This window comes from Novosphingobium sp. SL115, assembly GCF_026672515.1.
In the GTDB taxonomy this organism is placed as follows: Bacteria; Pseudomonadota; Alphaproteobacteria; order Sphingomonadales; family Sphingomonadaceae; genus Novosphingobium.
Genome location: NZ_JAPPRG010000003.1, coordinates 379,156 through 398,839, shown reverse-complemented (window position 1 = coordinate 398,839; position 19,684 = coordinate 379,156). Strand labels below are relative to the sequence as shown.

The window sequence follows — 19,684 nt, the reverse complement described above, 5'->3', positions numbered from 1 at the left end:
CGAATTTCCATGCCTTCTGACGGCACAAAGATGATCCTTGCCACTTTCATCCATAACAGCGGCGCACACCCCGGCGGGTGGCGCTGGCCCGGTGCGCCAGTGGCCGACCTGCACGATTTCGCGCATTACGCCCACCTTGCCCAGGTGGCCGAACGCGGCAAAATGCACTGCTACTTCTCTGGCGATTCCGTGGGGTTCCCCAGCATTTCCGGGCGAGATGCCTTTGCCGCCACCGATTATGCCGGAAAGCTTGAGCCGACCACGCTGCTCGCCGCGCTGGCGATGGTGACCAGCCACATCGGCCTGATCGCCACGGCATCGACCACCTATAACGAACCCTATAACATCGCGCGGCGCTATGCCTCGCTCGACCATCTGACCAAGGGCCGCGCGGGGTGGAACGTCGTCACATCGGCCAGCGATGGCGAAGCGCGCAATTTTGGCCGCGATGTGAACATGGACCACGCCGACCGTTACGACCGCGCCGAAGAGTTCGTCGATGTGGTCAAAGCACTGTGGGATAGCTGGGAAGACGGCGCGATCATCCGCGACCGCGACGCCGCGCGATACTTTGATCCTGCCAAAGTGCATGAGCTGGACCACCATGGCAAACACTTCAAGGTGGCAGGCCCGCTGAACGTCGCCCGCCCACCACAGGGGCACCCGATCATCGTGCAGGCCGGCGGATCGGACGCAGGTCGGGCATTGGCCGCGCGCACAGCAGACCTGATCTTTACCGCTGCCCGGTCCTTGGACGTGGGGCAGGAATTTTATGCCGACATGAAAGCACGCGCCGCCGCCCTTGGCCGCAATCCCGACCATATAAAGGTCATCCCGTCGATGCAGCTTATGGTGCGCGGGACCGAGGAAGAAGCGCGGCGGGCCGAGGCCGAACTGCTGGAACTGGTGCCCGAAGCACTGGCATTGCGCACGCTGCAATTGCAACTGGGTGCCGACCTTTCGCACCTGTCGCCCGATGACAAGCTGCCCGACCTGCCAGAAACCAACGGTGGCAAATGGGTGCAGCAGCAGATCATCCGTATGGCGCGCGAAAAGGATTTGTCCATCGGCGCACTGGCACGGCATGTGGTGGTATCGCGCGCCAGCTTTTCGTTTGCAGGCACGCCCGAACAGGTGGCCGATTTGTGCGAAAACTGGTTCCGCAACGGTGCGGCAGACGGGTTTTCACTATCGCCCAATTACCAGCCCGGCGGGCTTGAGGATTTTGTCGATCAGGTGATTCCGATCCTGCAAAAGCGCGGACTGTTCCGCAGCGAATACGAAGGCGGCACCTTGCGCGAAAATCTGGGCCTGCCGGTGCCGGAAAACGCCTTTGCAGCAAACCCGGCTCTGGGCCGCGAACCAAGGATGTGGGCATGAACGAAAACGACAGGACTGCCATGATGAACCGCCGGACTTTGGGCAAAGGACTGATCGCGGCCAGCGCGGCGATTGCCGGAGCCGTGGCGACATCGGCCTGCGCGGCCAGCCCGGCAAAGCCCATCGGCACGCCATTGCCCGGCCCATGGACCACCACAGGCACGTTGCGGCGCGCGGGCGGAGTGCTGCATTACGCCACGATCGGTGCGGCCAATCCCGCCGTGCCGCCGGTGGTGCTGCTGCACAAGCTGGGCGGGTGGCTGTCGGACTGGCGCCATGTCGCCCCACTGCTGGCGCAGGGACGGCAAGTGATCGCCTTTGACCTGCCCGGCCATGGCGCATCGCGCTGGGATGGCCCTGCCCCCTACATTCTGACGCTGGGCGAAATTGCCGCGCTGCTGGTGGGCGCGCTGGATGAAATGGGCATCGACAAGGTCCACCTTTTCGGCACATCGCTGGGCGGGTGCGCCGCCGTGTCGCTGGCCGCATTCTGGCCCGAACGTATTGAATCGCTGGCGATCATTTCCAGCGCGCTGGGCGGGCGGCGTACGCTGGCGCAGATCAAGGCATTGGTCGATGAAAAGCAGACCAATCTGTTTGACAAGAACGGCGACCCGCTGCCCACCACGGCAGATCAGTTGCGCCAGACCTTCGGAATCATCAACGCAGATCCGATCAGCGCCGAAGGCAACCAGAGCCGCCTTGCCGCAGGGCGCTGGACCCAGCCTTGCGAACGCGGCGTGGCAATCACCGACATTGCCGGAAACATCCCGCGCATTCAGGCCCGCACGCTGCTGGTCTATGGCGAATTCGACAAGGCCTACCACAAGTTCCGCGCCACTGTTGAACCCACGTTGCGCAACGGACAGACCGTTGTGGTCAAAAACGCCGGTGCCTTTGTGATGCAGGACAATCCGGCGCAAACCGCGCAAGTGCTCAACGCATTTCTGGACGCAGGCCTATAGGTTTCAGCCCAGCACTGCGCGGGCGATCAGATCACGCTGGATTTCGTTGGACCCGGCATAGATGCTGGCCGCGCGGTCGTTCAGATAGCGCGGCACCGCGCTGGCAAGGCTGGCCGGGGTCTGTCCATCGGGCACGGCCCATGCTGCCATGCCTTCCACGTCGCAGGCCAGGCCATCGATCCGCTGCATGGCCTGCGTGCCCAGCACTTTAAGGACCGAGGCGTAAAGCGCGGGGCTGCCCCCTTCCCCGCGCATCGCCTTCATTTCCAATGCCTGCAACGCGCGCAGCGACACCGCTTCGCGCGCCAGCCGGGCCGCCAGCACGGGGTCATGCCCGTCACGCTCGCGCAGGACATTCAGCCGCCCGATCAGCGGCGGGGCATATTTGCCGCCGCGTTCAAACGTCAGCAGGTGCTTGGCCACGGTCCACCCGGCGTTTTCATCGCCCAGCCGGTTCGCCTGCGGCACGCGCACATCGTCAAAGAACACCTGGTTGAATTCGTGGTCGCCCGCCAGCGTGCGGATGGGCTTTACCGTGATGCCGGGGCTGGCCATGTCGAGCAGCAGGAACGTGATGCCCGCCTGCGGTTTGCCTTCGCCCGATGTGCGCACAAGGCAGAACATGCGGTTGGCGAAATGCGCGTGCGTGGTCCAGATCTTCGACCCGTTCAGCACATAGTCCGCGCCATCCCGGTCCGCGCGCATCTGCAACGCGGCAAGGTCTGACCCGGCACCGGGTTCGGAAAAGCCCTGACACCAGTAATCCTCGCCCGAAAGGATGCGCGGCAGGTACTGCGCCTGCTGATCGGGCGTGCCATAATGCATGATGACCGGGGCCACCATCTTAAGCCCCATCGGCGCCAGCGACGGTGCGCCCGCTGCCGCGCATTCTGCCGCAAAGACATAGCGCTGCATATCGTCCCAGCCGGGACCGCCGAACTGTGCGGGCCAATCGGGCGCGGCCCACCCCCGCTCGTGCAGGATGGCCTGCCATTTCAGCGTGACGGCAGGATCGATGAACACGCTGGTAGCGCGGGCCGTGGCATCGCGCAGATCAGGCGTCAGTTCCGCGTTCAGAAAAGCGCGCACTTGCGCACGGAAAGCTGCGGTGGCGGTATCGTCGGTCATGGTCATGCCCCTGATGGTGCCGTTAAGCGTTGCGCGGAAAAAGCTGATGGATGCGTCAGGATGCGCCGACGAAGCCCAGCCCCGCCGCAAGCTGGATAGATTGCGCCCGGCCCGTCGCGCCCAGCTTTGCCGCTGCATTGCGCAAATGGAACCGCACGGTGGAGTGCGACAGGTCAAGGATAATCCCGATTTCGCTGTCGGTCTTGCCCGCCGCCGCCCAGCGCAGGCACTGCACTTCGCGCCGGGTCAGCTTTTGCGGGATGGTGGCATTGCGCGGGCGTCCGCGCGCTTCGTTGTGGGTGGCGACAAGGCGCAGAGCGACCGCCTGCATATGTTCGGCATGGGCGGCAAAGGCGTCAGCCACGCCCACCACCTCGCGCGCGCACCATACCACCGCGCCCACAATGCCGCGCGGGAGATGCACCGGCGCGACAATGGCTTCTCCGGTAAAGGTCTTTGCCACCACGCGGCAATCCACCCCGTCCAGCAGGCTACTGTTCCGCCATGTGCCCAGCCGCCCCGCGCTGTAGAAGAACGGTTCAGCCACCAGCCGCGCCGCTGTCAGAAACGGCACCTGCAAGGCCAGCTTGCGGTCACGCCAATAGGCATGGGCGGGATCGATCCAGCGGAACGCGGTTTCGGCATAAGGCCGTCCCGCCTCGTCCGACATCGGTTCAGGATCGCCAAGATCGGCCTGCGCGGCAATGAACGGCAGGCCCGCGGCATCGCCCGCCGCCTGCACTGCGGCAACCAGATCGGGCATGGCGGCCCAGCATTGATGGCTCTCGTCGGCCACGCGCATCCTCTCTCGTCAAAGCCCTGATCGGTCAAAACCTGACGGCGATGACAGCTTGTTGGCGGACGGTGAAAATCGTCCTCTCAACCCAACCTTGGCGCAAGGCTGGCACAAAGACCGGTCTGCCGACAAGGCCCGAAACACGGGATGAGAGGATCGGACATGAAGGGATTTCGCAAGACACTCCTGATCGGCACGGCGCTGTGCGCGCTGCCGGTTTCCCCGGCGCTGGCCGCCGATGCAGCTGCCCCACCCCAGCCGGCCAGCCCGGATGAAATCATCGTCACGGCACAGCGCCGCGCGGAATCGTTGAACGATGTCGGCATGGCCATTCAGGCCGTCACCGCCGACACGCTGCAAGCCCTGCGCGTAACCGATGTGCGCGATCTGACCGCCGTGGCCCCCAGCTTTACCGTATCGCAAAGCTATCAGGGCGTGCCGACCTATACCCTGCGCGGCATCGGCTTCAACACCATCAACCTTTCGTCGACGTCCACCGTCGGCACGTATGTAGATGAAGTGGCCTATGCCTATCCCATCATGAACACCGGCCCGGTGATGGACCTTGAACGGGTAGAAGTGCTGAAAGGCCCGCAGGGCACGCTCTATGGCCGCAACACCACGGCAGGCCTCATCAACTTCATCACGGCAAAGCCCACCGACACGTTCGAAGGCAGCGTCAGCGCAGACGTTGGCAATTACAAGACATGGAACCTTGGCGGCCATATCTCAGGCCCTCTGGCCGAAGGGATTGCCGCGCGCATCGCGGTGCGGTCCGAACAGTCTGACAAGGGCTGGCAGGTCAGCAATACGCGCGGCGAACGGCTGGGCAAAATCGACAAGCTTGGCATTCGCGGCGCGCTGGCGATTGACCCCACGGACAAGACCCACATCGACCTGTCCGCCTTCTGGTGGCGCAACCGGTCTGACACCGTGGCGGGACAGGGCGTGGGCTTTACCCCTGCGACAGACCCGGTAACGGGCACCAGTAATTCGCGCTTTTTCAATACGCCGGGCCTTGCCAATTACATCGCCAATAATTTCCCAACCAGCGCCACGCAGGCCGATTGGGCACCCGAAGCGGCCCGCAGCGCCGATGTCGGCACCGGGCTTGGTCTTGATGGGCCATTGCGCGAAAACAACCGGTTCTGGGGCCTGAAGCTGCGCTGGGATCAGTATATCGGCGACACGATGAAGTTCGTTTCGCTGACCAGCTATAACGATTTCAAACGCAACGCCCTGTCTGACTGGAGCGGCGCGCCTTATGAAGTGCTGTTGCAGAACACCGTGGGCCGGATCAAATCCTTCGCGCAGGAAGCGCACCTTGAAGGCGAAACCGAAACGGTGAACTGGCTGGTCGGCGGCTACTACGCCAATGACCGCATCATCGATTCCAACCGCACCCTGCTGGGCCAGAACGCCAATGTCGGACTGATCCGCGCGGCGGGCGCAGGGCTTCTGGCCACGCCGTTCAATTCGGGCGGTTATACCCTGGCGCAAATATCGCAGGCGTTCCGCACGTATGAAGACTTTGGCCGGATCAACACCCGCACATGGAGCGTGTTCGCCAATGCCGACTGGCAGTTTACCCGGACGCTGAAGCTGACCACCGGCATCCGCTACACAGAAGATCGGCAGCGCTACAACGGCTGTTCGCGCGACTTCAATGGCAACATGTTGCCCAACGTCAACGTGGTGAACCGCGCGCTGTATTTCCAATCCTATGGCGTGTTTGCCGCGCCGATCACGCAGGGGCAGTGCAACACGTTCGATCCGGTCACCGGCAAATTTGGCGAAGTGCGTTCAACCCTGTCGGAAAACAACGTGGCATGGCGGGTGGCGCTGGACTGGTCGCCCAATGACGATACGCTGGCCTATACCTCGGTTTCGCGCGGCTATAAATCGGGCACCACGCCCATCAACGCCGCCAACCTTGCCCGCCAGAACGCGCCCGTCACGCAGGAAAAGCTGACCGCCTATGAACTGGGCATAAAGGCCAGCCTTGCCGACCGCCGCGTGCAGGCCAACCTTTCAGCCTTCTATTACGATTACCGCGACAAGCAGATCAGCACCTATTTTGCTGACCCCATCTATACCGCACTGTCACGGCTGGACAACGTGCCCGACAGCGAAGCCTATGGCGTGGAAGGCGAACTGACCGTGCGCCCCGCGCAGGGGGTAAGCCTCACCGGCAACGCGCTGTGGCTGAAAACGCGGATCAGCAATTACAACGGCACCAATGCGGCAGGCCAGCCGCAGAACTTCGACGGAGCCGAATTCATCTACAGCCCGCGTTTTCAGGGCAGCGCCACGCTGGCCTATGATACGCCCATAGGCGGCGGCCTTTCGTTCAATGGTGCGATGAGTGTGCGCTATCAATCGAAGTCGAACACCATTTTCGAAGACCTCGCGCTCTACAAGATCGACGCCTTCACCGTGGTCAACGGCAGCATCGGAGTAAAAAGCGAAAGCGGCTGGTCGGCATCAATCTGGGCCAAGAACCTGTTCGACAAATATTACTGGTCAGCCGTGGCCAGCAACGCCAACGTCGTGGTCCGCTTCCCCAACCCGCCGCGCACCTTCGGCCTGACTTTGGGGTATGATTTCTGATGGTGGACCCAACCGCAATGGCCGACAATTACATGGGCACGCGGATCGATTTCGCCGCGCCCATGGGCGAACCTGCCCTGCTGCCGCCCGATTCCGTGCAGTGGCGCGTTTACAAGAACCAGATCGCGCTGGGCGTGGGCGGTATCGCGGCGGTGCTGCTGGAATTTGCCGATCCGCGCATTCGCAGCGGGGTGTGGGACCATTCCACCTACAAGGCCGATCCCATTGGCCGGTCGCGCCGCACCGGGGTAGTCGCCATGCTGGCCTGTTATGGCCCGGCCAGCACCGCGCGCAACGTGATCGGCATGGTCAACCGGATGCATGGCAAAGTAGTGGGAGAAACCCCGGCGGGCGAAAAGTACCGGGCGATGGACCCAGCCCTGCTCGACTGGGTGGCCGCCACTGCATCCTATGGCTTCCTCACCGCCTATGACCGTTTCGTCTCTCCGGTCACCCCTGCCGACAAGGACCGCTTCATGCGCGATGGCGATGCCATTGGCCGGCAGTTTGGCGCGCGCCGCACCCCACAATCGGTGGCCGATTTCATGGGCATGATGGACGAACTGGCACCCCGGTTCGAACCGCACCAGATCATCTTTGAATTTCTGGAAATCATCGAATCCGGCCGCGCCGCCCCCAGCATCCCCAAGTTCCTGCACCGCGCGGTGGCGCGCGCCGCCGTATCGCTCCTGCCCGAATGGTTGCAGGACCGGCTTGAATTGCGCCAGCGCTATCGCCTTGGCCGGTTCGATGCCGTGGCCCTGCGCATGGCAGGCAAACTGGCCGATGCCCGCCCCGTGCCATCATCGGCCCCCTGTCAGGCCAGCGTGCGGCTCGGCCTGCCCGCCAACTTCCTCTACCGTCCCGCCGCCGAACGCGCGCGGCTATTGCAGGGACTGGGCTGAAACCGGCGCTACTGTTAAGATTGTCCACACATTTGTACTTGGCCCGCTACCGTCAATACTTGGATAGTTGGCTGGTTAAGTCCATGTTCCTCCCTCAGAATTGGGGGGTGCTTGATGAACGTAAGGGCTGTTCTGGCAGCAGGGGTTGCCTGTGCCGTGTTGCAATCCGTGCCAGCGGCCGGCCAAACCGCAGCAGTTCAGGCCATCCGCGACGCCATGATCGTCGACGTGCCGCTGGTACTCGACAAGGTGGAACCGGGCGATGGCGAAGGCCTGCTGTGGGTCAGGGGCGATGCACCAGCGGATCGCACATTTACCCGCTTTTACGTAAAGCCCATGCAGGTCGCCATGCTCGAAGTGAACGGCGCCCAAACGCTGTTGTGGCGCGCCTTTCCCGGCGGGCTGGTGTCGGCCATGCGGTCTGGCCAGCTCGATCTGGTGCGCGCGCCGCGCTATTTCTGTCAGGCCGCGTCTGACCGCGCGCCTGCGGCCTGTCTGGTGGATGAAAACGCCGACGGCCAGTTTGACCATGCGGCAGAAGCCATCGCCGAACGCGGGACCAAACCCTATCACCTGACCGTGATGAAGGCGTCGCGCAAACTGGATCAACCCTTGCCCTATCGTATCGCGCCCGATGACCAGCGCCCGGCAGTGACCATCGATCTTGAAAACTGCGCGCGTGACCATGACCGCCCCCGGTTTGCAGCACGCTCCATTGACGACAGCAACGCAGAACGGTTTCAGCCTTTCGGCTGGATGGAAAAGGACAGCTCCCTGTCCTCGTGCCGCCGCAGCCGCAGGCTGGACAGCGTTCCGGCAGGGGCCACCCCACCGCCGCCCGGTGGCTTTGTCGCGCAGCTTGGCCCGTTTGCCTTCACCATTGGCGAAAAGAAGAACCCGCGCTTTGCACTGGCAGGCCCGGTAGATCCACAAGCGCTCTACCGCATCGAAGGCAATTCGCTGGTGGAATTGAGCGTGGGCTTCACCCCGGATCAGGCCAGGCTGGTTGCGCTGAAGAAATTTCCCTACCCCATCATGATGGCCGACGATGGCGCCACCATCGCATCAGGCACTGTGGCAAAGGGCGCGGCCATCGCCAGCGTGCCATTCCACCACGCCTATCACGGACGGTTGACGCAGGACGTCATGGTTTCAAACCTTTTCGGCAAACGCTCGGTCGCTGCGGGAACCGTGGTCTATGGCTTCCCGGCCAAGTCATCGCTGACCTTTACCCGTAACGGTATCCCCAGCCTGCCCAATCTGGGCGACGAAGATTTCCGCCAGATCGACCTTGAACTGACATGGTGTACCGCCGTCCACCGCGAAACCGGGCCAAAGGACAAACCCGATCCGGTTGGCCGCAATGGCTGGTCGGCGGCCTGCCTGCCGTACAGCAAGCTGGGCAACCACACCGTCCTGACCGATCTGCAACCCGCCTTCGGCATTTCCGGCGTATCCTACAACGCCAGCACATCATCAAACGACGGCGCGCCGCCGGTTGAACGCGATGACGAACGCGGCTTTGATAAGCCCCTGCGACTGGAATACGTGTTCGAAGCGCGCGAGGGCGAATTCATTGCGCTGCGCGAGGAAATCCGTTTCGGCGATGAAGTGACCAGCAGCAAGCCGCAGAAAATCTATGCGCCGCAAGGCACCGCCGCGATCACCATCGCAGGCGCAACGATGGCACTGGCGGTTGACGAAACGGGCAACCTGTCGGTCACGCCCGCCGGTGCAACCGTCCCCGGCACCGATCCCAAACTGCAATGGGACGAGCGCGCCTGGATGCGCAAGCAAATGGAAAAGATGGGCCTGCGCATGGTCGAAGAACCTGCGCCGAACGCCGCGGTAGAAGCCCCGTAAATGGCGGTCATGCTGGTCTTGGCATAATCACCAGACAAAAAGCGATTTGGGCGCGTGGACAAATTCGATCATGGCGGGAGAGTCAGCTATCCACAATAGCGGCCCGTCCCTTCAGGACGAAATTTCGCCACGCGTCTCAAGGGTTAGAGCTGGCGTTGGCGTCAGGGTTCCGCTTACCGCCGCCCCCTGCCCCATGCTTTCACCCGCACAACCGCATTGGCGCGGATATCTTCATAGAACAGCGCAACGTCTTCATAGTGCAGTGATCCTCCCGGCAGTTCTTTCAGGTCCAGCCCAGGCATGGCATATGTCATCGCCATGCCGCGCTGACATTGCACGGCCACCGCCTTTGCCCGCAAGGGCAGCATCGGCCCCGTGCCGGGATCGCCGGGGACTGCGCCCTTGGCTTCGTCAGTGGTTGCAGCAGGGCGGCGCGCGTCGAACGTGACGGGATTGATGCACAGCATCTGCTGGCCCGGGACTTGGCCGTAAACGTCGGTAAAGCTCTTTTCAAATGCGCCTGCCACCATCGGCAGATTGGCCCCTGCGGCCAGCGCATTCCATTGCAGCACGCAGCCGGTTTGCGCAGGAGTGTTGCACGGCCCGGTCTGCTTGAAGCGGCGGCCAAACTCACCCTCGGCAATGTTGATGCCGATAATATAGGCGGCAACCATGCGCTTGCGCAGCGGCGTGCCTTCGACCCGCTTTTCCAGCAAATCGCCCACATGCTTTGCACCCTGGCTGTGCCCGGCGATGATGAACGGACGGCCCTTGCTGACATTCTTCAGGAACCAGTCGAACGCGCGCTCCACATCGGTATAGGCCAGCGCATAGGCCGCGTCGCGGTGCGCGGCGCTGCCCAAAGCCTTGTACGTGGCAGCGCGATAGCGCGGTGCATAGATTGCGCAGCACGCGCTGAACACGCTAGCCTGCCGCGCAATGGTGCTTTCATCCACCCAGCGATTGGACGCCGCATCGCGCGTGTCCTGATTCCACAACGTGGGCGAACGGTCGGTCGTGGGGTGCAGATAGAACACATCGGCAGGCGAATTGACCGCCGCTGCCGATGCCCCGGCAGGCAACGCTGCCGCAGCGCCTGGCCCTGCTGGCCCTGCGGCCCAGTTGGCGGCATCTGCATAATCGGGCGCTGGCGGCGCCATGGCCGCGATTTCGGCGGGTTGCGCCAATGCCACGCCAGCAGGCAGCATCCCGCACAAAACCGCAGCGAGAACGGAAAAGACCTTACCTTTGGCCATGCCAATACTACCTCATCACCTGTGCCTGCCAAACCTATCGCAGCGCAGTGCATGCCGAAAGCCAAGCGGGGCCACAGCCCTTGTCGTCTGGTGGAGAAACAGGGCGGCATAGACTGGGCTACAGACTGGGCCACAACCCTTGATGCCGCTTACGCTTCGGCATGCCATTGCACCGGCAATAACAATAGCACAACCGGCGCAATCTAAACTGCATTTAGCTTGACATTGCTTCTACAATCATCTGTTTTTCAAACATGATTATAGAGGCAGCGCAAACCCTCATCTCGGCCTATGGCGATGCCCGCGCCGCGCTGTCTGCCGCGCAGGAACGGCTTGCCCTGTTCCCGGAACCTGACGTGCTTCTGGCACGGGTGCGCCTTGCCGAACAGGACGGCCTTGCCTGGCTTGAGGGCGAGGATTTCATGCCCGATCAGCTTGCCACCGACTATGGCTTTTCGCGGCGCGCGTGGCGGCAATGGCCCTTCGCGTTCGTGCGGGCGTTTGAACGCCCCCTGCCCGCCAGCCTGCAACCTCCCGGTGCTGCCACAGTCACTCAATGGCTCGACGGTGCTGACCGCTCCCCCGTCGCTACTCCGGCGGATCAGGCGCTGCCGCTGGCATCTGATCGGTTGACCGCGTGGGAACGGCGCACGCGCGCCCCTGCCCGCACCCTCCCCCCTCTGGTTGCCGCTGCCGATCTGGCCGCAGAATTCGTCCGCACCGCGCCGCTTGTGGCAGGCAATCCGGTAATCGGGGTCATGCTGGCCGAACGCCATGCGCTGGGCGACAGCAACCTTAGCGCAGGGGGTATTGTCGCCATCGGCATGAAACAGCGCCAGACGCCGTGGCTGCGCCTGTGTGCGGGCACCGGGCCTGATGATGCAGGCTTTGGGGATGACGATGCCCACGACCTGTCTGAAAGTGGGCGCGCCGTCCGTTGCCGTCTGGCGTGGCTGAATGCCGCCAGCACCGGTGCTGCAACCGTGGTGCGGTTGGACAAGAGATTACGGCTGTGGCTATCGGGCTTGGACGCGGCCTGTGTCGGCACCCGGCGGAACTCCCATCTGCGCAAAGTTGCCTTGCTCGCCGCACGCGGCCCCTCGCTTACCGCCACCCGCGCCGCGCAGGAACTGGGCCTTTCACGGCAGGCCGCCACCTTGCTCATCGCGCAAGGCTGCGAACGGCGGCTGCTGCGCGAGATTACGCACGGCAATGCCTTCCGCCGATATGTCATAGCGCTGTGACCTCGGGACATGCCCTGCCCTGCCCCCCCATGCGCCCTTCCCCCATTCTCCCAAACAACCAGTCTTCCTGCCGGTTAGATGGGTTTAATCAGAGTTAGACAGGTTAAGGTCTGCGCCACCCGCGCCGAATCGCCGGAACACGCCGAGTCGGAACAAGCCCGTGTTCCCGGTGTGTCGAGAGATTGTTCCTGATGGATCGAAACCCCGTTCCCGATAGGTCGTCCCTGCGTTCCCGATAGGTCGATGTCTGGGGTCAGGCCGTTCCTGATGGATCGATGGACCGGTTCAGGCGCGGGTTCGCCTGTGGACATTGAATCACTTTCCAACACATCGCACCTGTAGACGTTCAAATTCTGTGGAGAAGCCGGGCTGGCTGAAATCGCGCTGTAACAAGCCAGGGCATGGCCCGACACTTCGGGAACGGACAGCAAGCATGAGCGGCGGGTATGGACCTTGGACCACGTGCGTTTGCCAGATGATGCCGGATGAATGCTGGTAGCGCACGTTCCGTGACGTATTCCGGGCGAGCATTTCAGGTGGGGCAGAACGGGCCGTTTGCAACGCATCGCAGGCGTTGGTGGCGGCAGTCACGGACGCTCAACGGCGCAGAGTGTGCCCGTGCTTCTGGTCATGGCGCTTTACCCAGCCGATGAAGGCCTTCTGCCAATTTGCCGGCAGGCGGGTCGCATCGGCGTTTACCCAGCGTTCGAATTCGGCATGAAGCGCGTGCAGATCCCATCCGGGGCAGGTTTCGCGCAAGTGGGTAAAGGTTTCATCGGCGATGAAGCCGCGCGTGGCAGCGTCGCTTATCCCGGAAATCGCGCTGCGGATCAGGGCGCTGGCGTCAACGGTGTCGCTGTCTTGGCGTGACCGGGCACCCGTTGCCGGGGTGGTGGTAGAACCGCTTTGCCGAAAAGGCGCCGAAGTCGATGGGCCAGAAGAACGATCAGCGTGTTTCCCTGGGAAAACATCGGGCCGTTCCATGACTGCAGTCTGCGCAGTGTCGCCTTCCACGGCGGCCCCCTCCCCTACCCCGGCAAAGGTTGAGACAGGCGATTCCGACCGCTGATTCTGATGTGGCGCGGGCGTGCTGGCCTGGACGGTGTCGGGCAGGGGGCGATCTGCGCCATCCTTGCCGTCAATCCGCCGCATCCGCAGCAAAGGTTCGCCGCTGGCCTTGGCCGTTTCCACCGACAGGGCATAACCGGGCAGGGCGTCCTTTTCGGCCAGCTTCAATATCTCGAACTTGAAGCGGCGATATTCGCCTTCGGCGCCCGATTTCTCGAACAGCACCGGCATGGAAATGGCAAAGCCTTCTTCGCCCGCGCCCCCTGCGTGTTTGCGCGCCACCTTGTAAAGCCAGCGTTCGCGGCCGCCGGTAATGTCGAAGTAGGCGCGGTCGATCGACAGCACGCCGCCTTTCATCATCACCCCTTCCCAGAACCAGTTGGACAGCTCGATAGTCATCCCGCGCGAACGCTCAGTCTTTTCATCGACAAGCTGCGTCCAGCCATCCAGCCATGAGAACGTGGCCTCGCGCCTGTTCTCAGCACGGATATTGGTCTTGATCGTGGTGGCGACCAGTCGGTCCAGCGCTTGCCCCAGCAGCTCATAGGCGCGGCCCGTGGTGGGACGGCCAATCGCACGCAGCAGGTCATAGGGCATCAGGTGCAACTTGCGCGGCACGTCATTGGCCCCGCGCCGCGCCATGTCGGCCAGCACGCTGGCGCAATAGATCAGGATGTCGGCATCCCAGATCGTCGCCATGCCATAATCGGGGCTGGCCGATACATGCACCCACAGCTTGCCGTCGGGGCTGGTGTAATCGATCGGCTTTACCCGCTTGGACTTGGCCAGACTGAAGAACGGGCGTTCCATCATCTCGCGCTGATCGCGCATCGGCATGTCCGCCACATAGGGCAGGAACATGTCGAATTGTTCGCCGCCCGAAACCTGCGGGCGTGAATGCGATGTGCGGGAAGGGGGGCGTTTACCGATCATCGTGCCATCGCTTGTCCATGGCAGGCGCGTTTCCCTGGGGAAACAGGAGGCAGGGCAGGGGGGCTGGATGGGCACAACCGGGCGCGTGTTTCCCCAGGGAAACGCTGCGCCAAAACCCTTGTGCCCCAATTCGGCCCATCAGCGCTGCAGCCCCCGGCCTTCTTCGTCGAGGTTCAGTAGCGCGTTGCGAACCAGTTCGATCATGCGTTCACGCTCGATCCCTGCGCCTGCGTGCAGGCGAAGGGTCACGCCCTGACGGTTGGCCGATTGCACGCTTACGGCAACGCGGCCATCGCGCCCGTGATAGACCAGCGGACGGGGCTTGGCTTCGCCCACCTTGGGCGCGGCCAGCAACCGGGCAATCACTTCGCTGGCAGGCAGGGCAGGGTCACCAGCCTTGCGCCGTTCATCCTGCAATCGGGCCAGCACTTTTGCTTCGCGCAGAATGGCAGGCGACGCCGTGCGATCATCTACCGCCTGCGCCAGCGGATAGGCGGGCTTAAGCTGCACATCGGCCGGACTGGCAAAGGCATCCAGCACGGCATCAGGCAGGCCAGCCACTTTCAGCATCTTGGAAAGCCAGCCTTTTGAAAGCTTTAGGCGTTCTGCCATGCGGGTCAGGTGATTGCCGTAGTGGTCCTTCAGCGCCTGGGCATAGTTGCGCGCGCGTTCCAGATCGGACACGTCCTTGCGCGCGCGGTTTTCCAGATCGGCCAGCCGGAACGCGGCTTCATCGTCCAGTTGGACAACTTGCGCCACAAATTTGAGATCGGGGTACGAGTTGCGCCGCAACCACGAAATCGACCAGTGCCGCCGCGTGCCCGCAATCACTTCATAGTCGTAATCCGGATCGCCTTCGACCCGGCGCACCACTGCAGGCACCTTCTGCCCGCCTTCGGCCACGATCGAATCGATCAGTTCCTGGCACGATTCGGCAGACAGGTGTTCATAGGACCGGGCATTGCCCGCCCAGACCCGCACCCGCGCCGGATCGAGCAGAAGCTGCGTCACCTGCCGCACTTCCCCGGTGGCAACCCGCGCCAGCGCGCTTTCGCGGCCCAGCAATGTGGTGCCGCGCAACCGTTCGCTGCGGTGGGGCAGGGCGGTTTCGACCAGCGGTTCGGGCATGGGCGATGTTGCGGCAAGCGGGGCGGGCGCAGCGGTTTCAACCGTCGTTGCCATTTCGGGCGCGGCGGATTTGGTTTCGATGGTCGCTTCGTCGGCCAGAAGGGCGGCCAGATAATCGGACTGCTTACGCGCCATGGGTCACCTCGTTCGCAAAGGTGCGGGACATATGGTGAACATTGCCTTGTAGGAAAGCATGATGTGCGGTTTGCGGACGTTCATGCATGGATCACGTCCTCTTCGCGTGCAGGGGCCACGCGGCCCCATCCGGCGCGCACCAATTGTTCGATCTGGCCCATCGCTTCGTCCAGATTGGCGCGGCAGCGTTTGTGCGTGCGCGGCGTGCCAATGGGCTTTTCCAGTTCGTACACGGTCATCATGCGCAATGCGGCATGGCTGATTTCGGCGCTTTCCAGAATCGGCACCGGCAACAGCGCGGGGCCGAACGTCTGCTCCATGATCGTGCGCACCATTTCATGGCTGGGATCGCCCCCGTCGAATTTGGAGCACATCAGCCGCACGAACGAATAATCGACCGCAATGCCTGCTTCGATCAGCTGGGCGATCACCTGATCCATCATCGACAGGAACTGCACGGTGGAACAGAAATCGGGCGTGGTGGCGGCCAGCGGCACCAGCAGCGCATTCGCGGCCTGCATCACGGCCAGCGAAATGGTGCCAAGGGCAGGCGGCGGATCGAGGATCACCACGTCGTAATCGCGGGCCATGTCCATCAGCCCGGCTTTCAGCTTGCGGAACCGCGCGGCCAGCACCGATTGTCCGTCCGCGCCGGCAGCGGCCAGTTCGTATTCCACATCGAACAGTTCAAGGTTCGACGGGATCAGATCGACATTGGGCCACGGCGTGCGCTTGACCGCATAGAGCAGGTCGGTTTGCGTCGGGTCGATGGACAGATAGGGGTAAAGCGTTTCATCGCGGGTAATGTTGAAATGCGGGTTGAAGCCGAACAGCGTGGTGGTGGTCGCCTGGCTGTCGCAATCCACCACCAGCACGCGGTATCCCTGCACCCCGAAATAGTGGGCAAGGTGGGTGGTGACGGTGGATTTTCCCACGCCGCCCTTGAAGTTCTGCACCGCGATGATCGCGGGCACATCCATTGGCGCGCGTGCAGGCGATGCGCCCAGCACTTCGCGCATATGCATCAGCTCTTCCATCGAATAGCCCAGCCTGCGCCCGTTTTCGCCTGCAGGTGGCGGGGGCAGGCGGCCATCGTCTTCGGCCATGCGGATGCGGTTGGTAGAACAGCCCAGCAATTGTGCGGCTTCGGCAATGCCGATGCGGACATTGAGTCCCTTGCGACTATCGGGCAGAAACGCCTTGCGGCGCAGACGCTCGATCATCCGCTCTCCGGCAGAAGCAAGATCGCCGATCTGGCTGACGATTGAAACTGGTTCGGCCATGCTACGCCTTCTTGAAGATATTTGGCCGAACTATTAGCCAAATTCCTTCAGTCACGCAATTCTCATGCGAAATAGGCTTCCTTGCCCCTGATCTGGTGCAATGGGGTTCTTTAAGGCCCCATATCTTGTGAACACCTGCTGAAACAAAGCCGCCTTGTGCAGCAAAATGGGGCCACGTGTGATTCTCGCTGTCCGTTGGAAACGTCACCAGCCTGCAACATCTTAATTTTGCTGACGCCAAACTGCCCCGCGACTGTAGCTTTGCCTCCCTAGCGGACCCTGCAACGGCCAGACGGCTGAACATCAGGGGGTCCATAATGCTGCATCAACTTCTTGCCGAGTCTGCCCGCGCGACCATCGTCATCGCCACGCTTGCTATCGCCGCCGCGCCCGCATTGGCGCAGGATGCGCCGCAGCCCGCCACCGAACTGGCACCCGAAGAGGCTGCGGGCGATGCCATCGTCGTCACCGGCATGATCGCCGAGGCGCAGGCCGCATCGATCCGTGAAAAGCGCCTTGCGCCCAACCTTGTCGATGTGGCCGCCGCCGATGCCGTGGGCCGTTTCCCCGATCAGAACAGCGCCGCTGCTCTTTCGCGTCTGCCAGCCGTGGCGGTGCAGCGCGATCAGGGTCAGGAACGCTATATCCAGATCCGCGGTGCGCCCAACCGCTGGACGTCGGTGATGATCGACGGCGTGCCGATGATCGGCGTCGATGAAGGTGGCGATACCCGCGCCTTCCGTTTCGATGCGGTGCCTGCGGTGCTGCTGTCATCCATGGTCATCAACAAATCGCTGACGCCCGAAATCCCGGCGGACGCCATCGTCGCCAATGTCGATCTGCGCACGTGGTCCCCGCTGGAACGCAAGGGCCTGCATGTTGTGGGTGACCTGGGCTATGGCTTCATGGATCTGGGCAAGGGCGAACAGCGGCAGGGGTCGCTGCGGGTAAGCTGGGCGAACGACAGCTTCGGTATCGTCCTTGGTGGTTCGCACTATCGCCGCAAGCAGTTGACCGATAACCGCGAAGTGGGCGCCTATGATGCGCCGTCCAGCGCTACCGACACCACGTTCGGCCCGACCGAATTCGATATCCGTCAGTATGAGATCGAACGCTGGAACAACGGCCTGTTCGGCGGCATCGAATATGAACCGGTTGCCGGACAGCGCATCTGGGCCAAGGCGATCTTCACCGAATTCAACGATGATGAACAGCGTAACCAGTACGAACTGCGGCTCGACCGCGCGGCCAGCGGCACGCGCAATCTGGACAGCGGCAGTCTGGTGGGCGTGCCCATGCGCGGCACCTTCAACTATGGCGAATATCGCAACCGCAATTATATCGGGGCGATTGGTGGTGATTACAGCACCGACAGCGGGCTTACTGCCAATGTCCGCCTGAACTATGCCCGCACCGATAACACCAGCTATCTGCCGCTGGTGCAGTCGAGCACGTCGGGCACCAATTCGCCCTCGCTCACCTATGACCGGTCGAACCCGCTTTATCCCATCGTCACGCTGTATAACACGGTGCTGAACGGCGCGGCGCTGGCGCGCGGGACCACGCAGCTTTCCTCGTTCAATCAGACCACGCTGAACAATGCCGGCACGATCTATATCGCCGCGCGTCAGCGCACCGTATCGGACAGCTATACCGTCAAGGCCGATATCAGCCAGAAGTTTGACCGGCTGACCCTTTCGGCAGGCGGCATGTATGCCGACCGCACGATTGCGGGGAACAACTTCTCCACCGCCAATGTCGCCGCCGTGGGCGCGCTGGGCGCTACGGTGGGCCAGCCGTTCAACGTCAACAGCTTCGTCACCGATACCCCTTGGGATACCGGCATGCCGCTGGGTTTTACGCTGAACTATGTCGACAATCGCGCCATGCGCGCCGCGCTGGATACGCTGCTGCCCAAGCTGACCGCTGCCGGGCTTTACAATCCGGCCAACGACGTTCCCCTGACGGACCGCTACAACCAGCGCGAAAAGACGCTGGCCGGCTATGTCATGGTCAGCGCGGATATGGACAACCTGCTGCTGACCGGCGGCGTGCGTGTGGAACATTACCGTCTGAACAACAGCGGCACCGTGGTTTCAGCGGGCATCGCCACCCCGCTTTCGGCCAGCCGCAGCACCACCGATCTGTTCCCCAGCATCAACGCCCGCTTCACCGCCAGCGATGATCTGGTGCTGCGCCTTTCGGGCCAGCGCGGCGTTTCACGGCCGGCCTATGGCGCGATCCGCGTGGGTGCATCGATCAACGATACCAATTCGCCCGGCACCATCACGGGCGGCAATCCCGGCCTTGCCCCCGAATATACCTGGGGCGTGGATGGCAGCGTGGAATACTATCTGCCCGGCAACGGCCTGATCTCGATCGCGGCGTTCCATCGCTGGGTCGACAACGTGTTCTACCAGAACGCGCAAGTCGTGGGTTCCGATGTGTTCGACGTGCCCGGCATTGATCGGTCGGGCTATCTGCTCACCTCCACCTTCAACGGCCAGAACGGGCGGCTTTATGGTGTGGAACTGGCGCTGCAACAGCAGTTCACGTTCCTGCCCGGCCCGCTTGACGGCCTTGGTTTCCAGGGCAACATCACCTTCCTTGACGGCCAGTTCGATACCCAGGTCATCAATGGCGTGCAGAACAAGGGCGTTGCCTTCCAGGGCATGTCCGACACCATCTGGAACGCCTCGCTCTATTACGAAAAGCACGGCCTTTCGGCGCGCGTCAGCTATCAGTGGCGGTCTGACTGGCTTGATAGCCTTGGCGGTTTTGGCAGCGGGGAATCGCGCAAGTCCTATGGCAATCTGGATGTGTCGCTGCGCTATGCGGTGAACGATACCTTCACCCTGTTTGCCGATGCGGCCAATCTCACCAATGAAACCTACGTCGCCTATCAGGACACGCTGGCCCAGCCGACCGAGGTGGAACAGATCGGTTCGCGCTACATGTTCGGCGTGCGCTTCAACTTCTGATCGAACGGG

Annotated in this window: 13 protein-coding genes; 7 read left to right on the top strand and 6 right to left on the bottom strand. The window is 62.7% G+C overall.

The genetic code is table 11. From position 1 onward, the window contains the following. Positions 1–9 precede the first annotated feature (9 nt). Entirely contained in the window at positions 10–1,380 is a 1,371-nt protein-coding gene (locus tag OVA07_RS18095) for an LLM class flavin-dependent oxidoreductase (RefSeq protein WP_268173084.1), read from the top strand. Next, positions 1,377–2,345, top strand: coding sequence for an alpha/beta fold hydrolase (locus OVA07_RS18090; protein ID WP_268173083.1), 969 nt, complete (start codon positions 1,377–1,379; stop codon positions 2,343–2,345). The genes OVA07_RS18095 and OVA07_RS18090 overlap by 4 nt, the downstream gene beginning before the upstream one ends. Positions 2,346–2,348: 3 nt before the next feature. On the opposite strand, the gene OVA07_RS18085 is transcribed toward OVA07_RS18090, so the two are convergent. Further along, positions 2,349–3,473: an acyl-CoA dehydrogenase family protein gene (locus tag OVA07_RS18085; protein WP_268173081.1), complete on the bottom strand. Its 1,125-nt coding sequence runs from the start codon at positions 3,471–3,473 to the stop codon at positions 2,349–2,351. 55 nt (positions 3,474–3,528) lie between these two features. Then, positions 3,529–4,269 (bottom strand): helix-turn-helix transcriptional regulator, encoded by a 741-nt coding sequence (locus tag OVA07_RS18080; protein ID WP_268173080.1) that lies wholly within the window; start codon positions 4,267–4,269, stop codon positions 3,529–3,531. Positions 4,270–4,431: 162 nt separating this feature from the next. Between OVA07_RS18080 and OVA07_RS18075 the strand changes: the two genes are divergently transcribed. The 3 genes from OVA07_RS18075 to OVA07_RS18065 all read left to right on the top strand — a co-directional run bounded on the left by OVA07_RS18075 (position 4,432) and on the right by OVA07_RS18065 (position 9,647). Further along, positions 4,432–6,879 carry a TonB-dependent receptor gene (locus OVA07_RS18075; RefSeq protein WP_268173079.1) on the top strand — a complete coding sequence of 816 codons (2,448 nt, stop codon included), beginning with the start codon at positions 4,432–4,434 and terminating at the stop codon, positions 6,877–6,879. After that, positions 6,879–7,784, top strand: coding sequence for an oxygenase MpaB family protein (locus tag OVA07_RS18070; protein ID WP_268173078.1), 906 nt, complete (start codon positions 6,879–6,881; stop codon positions 7,782–7,784). Before OVA07_RS18075 ends, OVA07_RS18070 begins: the two co-directional genes overlap by 1 nt. Before the next feature lie 114 nt (positions 7,785–7,898). Then, the gene (locus OVA07_RS18065) at positions 7,899–9,647 is read left to right on the top strand and encodes a hypothetical protein (RefSeq protein WP_268173077.1); all 1,749 of its coding nucleotides are present in this window, start codon (positions 7,899–7,901) and stop codon (positions 9,645–9,647) included. 173 nt (positions 9,648–9,820) lie between these two features. Here OVA07_RS18065 and OVA07_RS18060 read toward each other — a convergent pair whose 3' ends face one another. Next, a complete protein-coding gene (locus OVA07_RS18060; protein ID WP_268173076.1) occupies positions 9,821–10,903 on the bottom strand; it encodes a DUF3089 domain-containing protein in 1,083 nt (360 codons plus the stop codon). A gap of 254 nt (positions 10,904–11,157) precedes the next feature. On the opposite strand from OVA07_RS18060, the gene OVA07_RS18055 reads away from it, so the two are divergent. After that, the gene (locus OVA07_RS18055; protein ID WP_268173075.1) at positions 11,158–12,147 is read left to right on the top strand and encodes a hypothetical protein; all 990 of its coding nucleotides are present in this window, start codon (positions 11,158–11,160) and stop codon (positions 12,145–12,147) included. A gap of 597 nt (positions 12,148–12,744) precedes the next feature. On the opposite strand, the gene OVA07_RS18050 is transcribed toward OVA07_RS18055, so the two are convergent. The 3 genes from OVA07_RS18050 to OVA07_RS18040 form a co-directional block, all read right to left on the bottom strand. Further along, the gene (locus OVA07_RS18050; protein WP_442789681.1) at positions 12,745–14,076 is read right to left on the bottom strand and encodes a replication initiator protein A; all 1,332 of its coding nucleotides are present in this window, start codon (positions 14,074–14,076) and stop codon (positions 12,745–12,747) included. Positions 14,077–14,286: 210 nt separating this feature from the next. Next, a complete protein-coding gene (locus tag OVA07_RS18045) occupies positions 14,287–15,411 on the bottom strand; it encodes a ParB/RepB/Spo0J family partition protein (protein WP_268173073.1) in 1,125 nt (374 codons plus the stop codon). Between the two features lie 80 nt (positions 15,412–15,491). Further along, a complete protein-coding gene (locus OVA07_RS18040; protein ID WP_268173072.1) occupies positions 15,492–16,694 on the bottom strand; it encodes an AAA family ATPase in 1,203 nt (400 codons plus the stop codon). Positions 16,695–17,011: 317 nt separating this feature from the next. Between OVA07_RS18040 and OVA07_RS18035 the strand changes: the two genes are divergently transcribed. Then, positions 17,012–19,675: a TonB-dependent receptor gene (locus OVA07_RS18035; RefSeq protein ID WP_268173071.1), complete on the top strand. Its 2,664-nt coding sequence runs from the start codon at positions 17,012–17,014 to the stop codon at positions 19,673–19,675. Positions 19,676–19,684 lie beyond the last annotated feature (9 nt).

Excerpts from the sequence above, each read along its gene's own strand:
- OVA07_RS18050 (WP_442789681.1), bottom strand. The coding sequence starts at position 14,076 with ATGTTCCTGCCCTATGTGGCGGACATGCCGATGCGCGATCAGCGCGAG.
- OVA07_RS18095 (WP_268173084.1), top strand. The coding sequence starts at position 10 with ATGCCTTCTGACGGCACAAAGATGATCCTTGCCACTTTCATCCATAAC.
- OVA07_RS18085 (WP_268173081.1), bottom strand. The coding sequence starts at position 3,473 with ATGACCGACGATACCGCCACCGCAGCTTTCCGTGCGCAAGTGCGCGCT.
- OVA07_RS18055 (WP_268173075.1), top strand. The coding sequence starts at position 11,158 with ATGATTATAGAGGCAGCGCAAACCCTCATCTCGGCCTATGGCGATGCC.
- OVA07_RS18065 (WP_268173077.1), top strand. The coding sequence starts at position 7,899 with ATGAACGTAAGGGCTGTTCTGGCAGCAGGGGTTGCCTGTGCCGTGTTG.
- OVA07_RS18035 (WP_268173071.1), top strand. The coding sequence starts at position 17,012 with ATGCTGCATCAACTTCTTGCCGAGTCTGCCCGCGCGACCATCGTCATC.
- OVA07_RS18090 (WP_268173083.1), top strand. The coding sequence starts at position 1,377 with ATGAACGAAAACGACAGGACTGCCATGATGAACCGCCGGACTTTGGGC.
- OVA07_RS18040 (WP_268173072.1), bottom strand. The coding sequence starts at position 16,694 with ATGGCCGAACCAGTTTCAATCGTCAGCCAGATCGGCGATCTTGCTTCT.
- OVA07_RS18060 (WP_268173076.1), bottom strand. The coding sequence starts at position 10,903 with ATGGCCAAAGGTAAGGTCTTTTCCGTTCTCGCTGCGGTTTTGTGCGGG.
- OVA07_RS18075 (WP_268173079.1), top strand. The coding sequence starts at position 4,432 with ATGAAGGGATTTCGCAAGACACTCCTGATCGGCACGGCGCTGTGCGCG.
- OVA07_RS18070 (WP_268173078.1), top strand. The coding sequence starts at position 6,879 with ATGGTGGACCCAACCGCAATGGCCGACAATTACATGGGCACGCGGATC.
- OVA07_RS18045 (WP_268173073.1), bottom strand. The coding sequence starts at position 15,411 with ATGGCGCGTAAGCAGTCCGATTATCTGGCCGCCCTTCTGGCCGACGAA.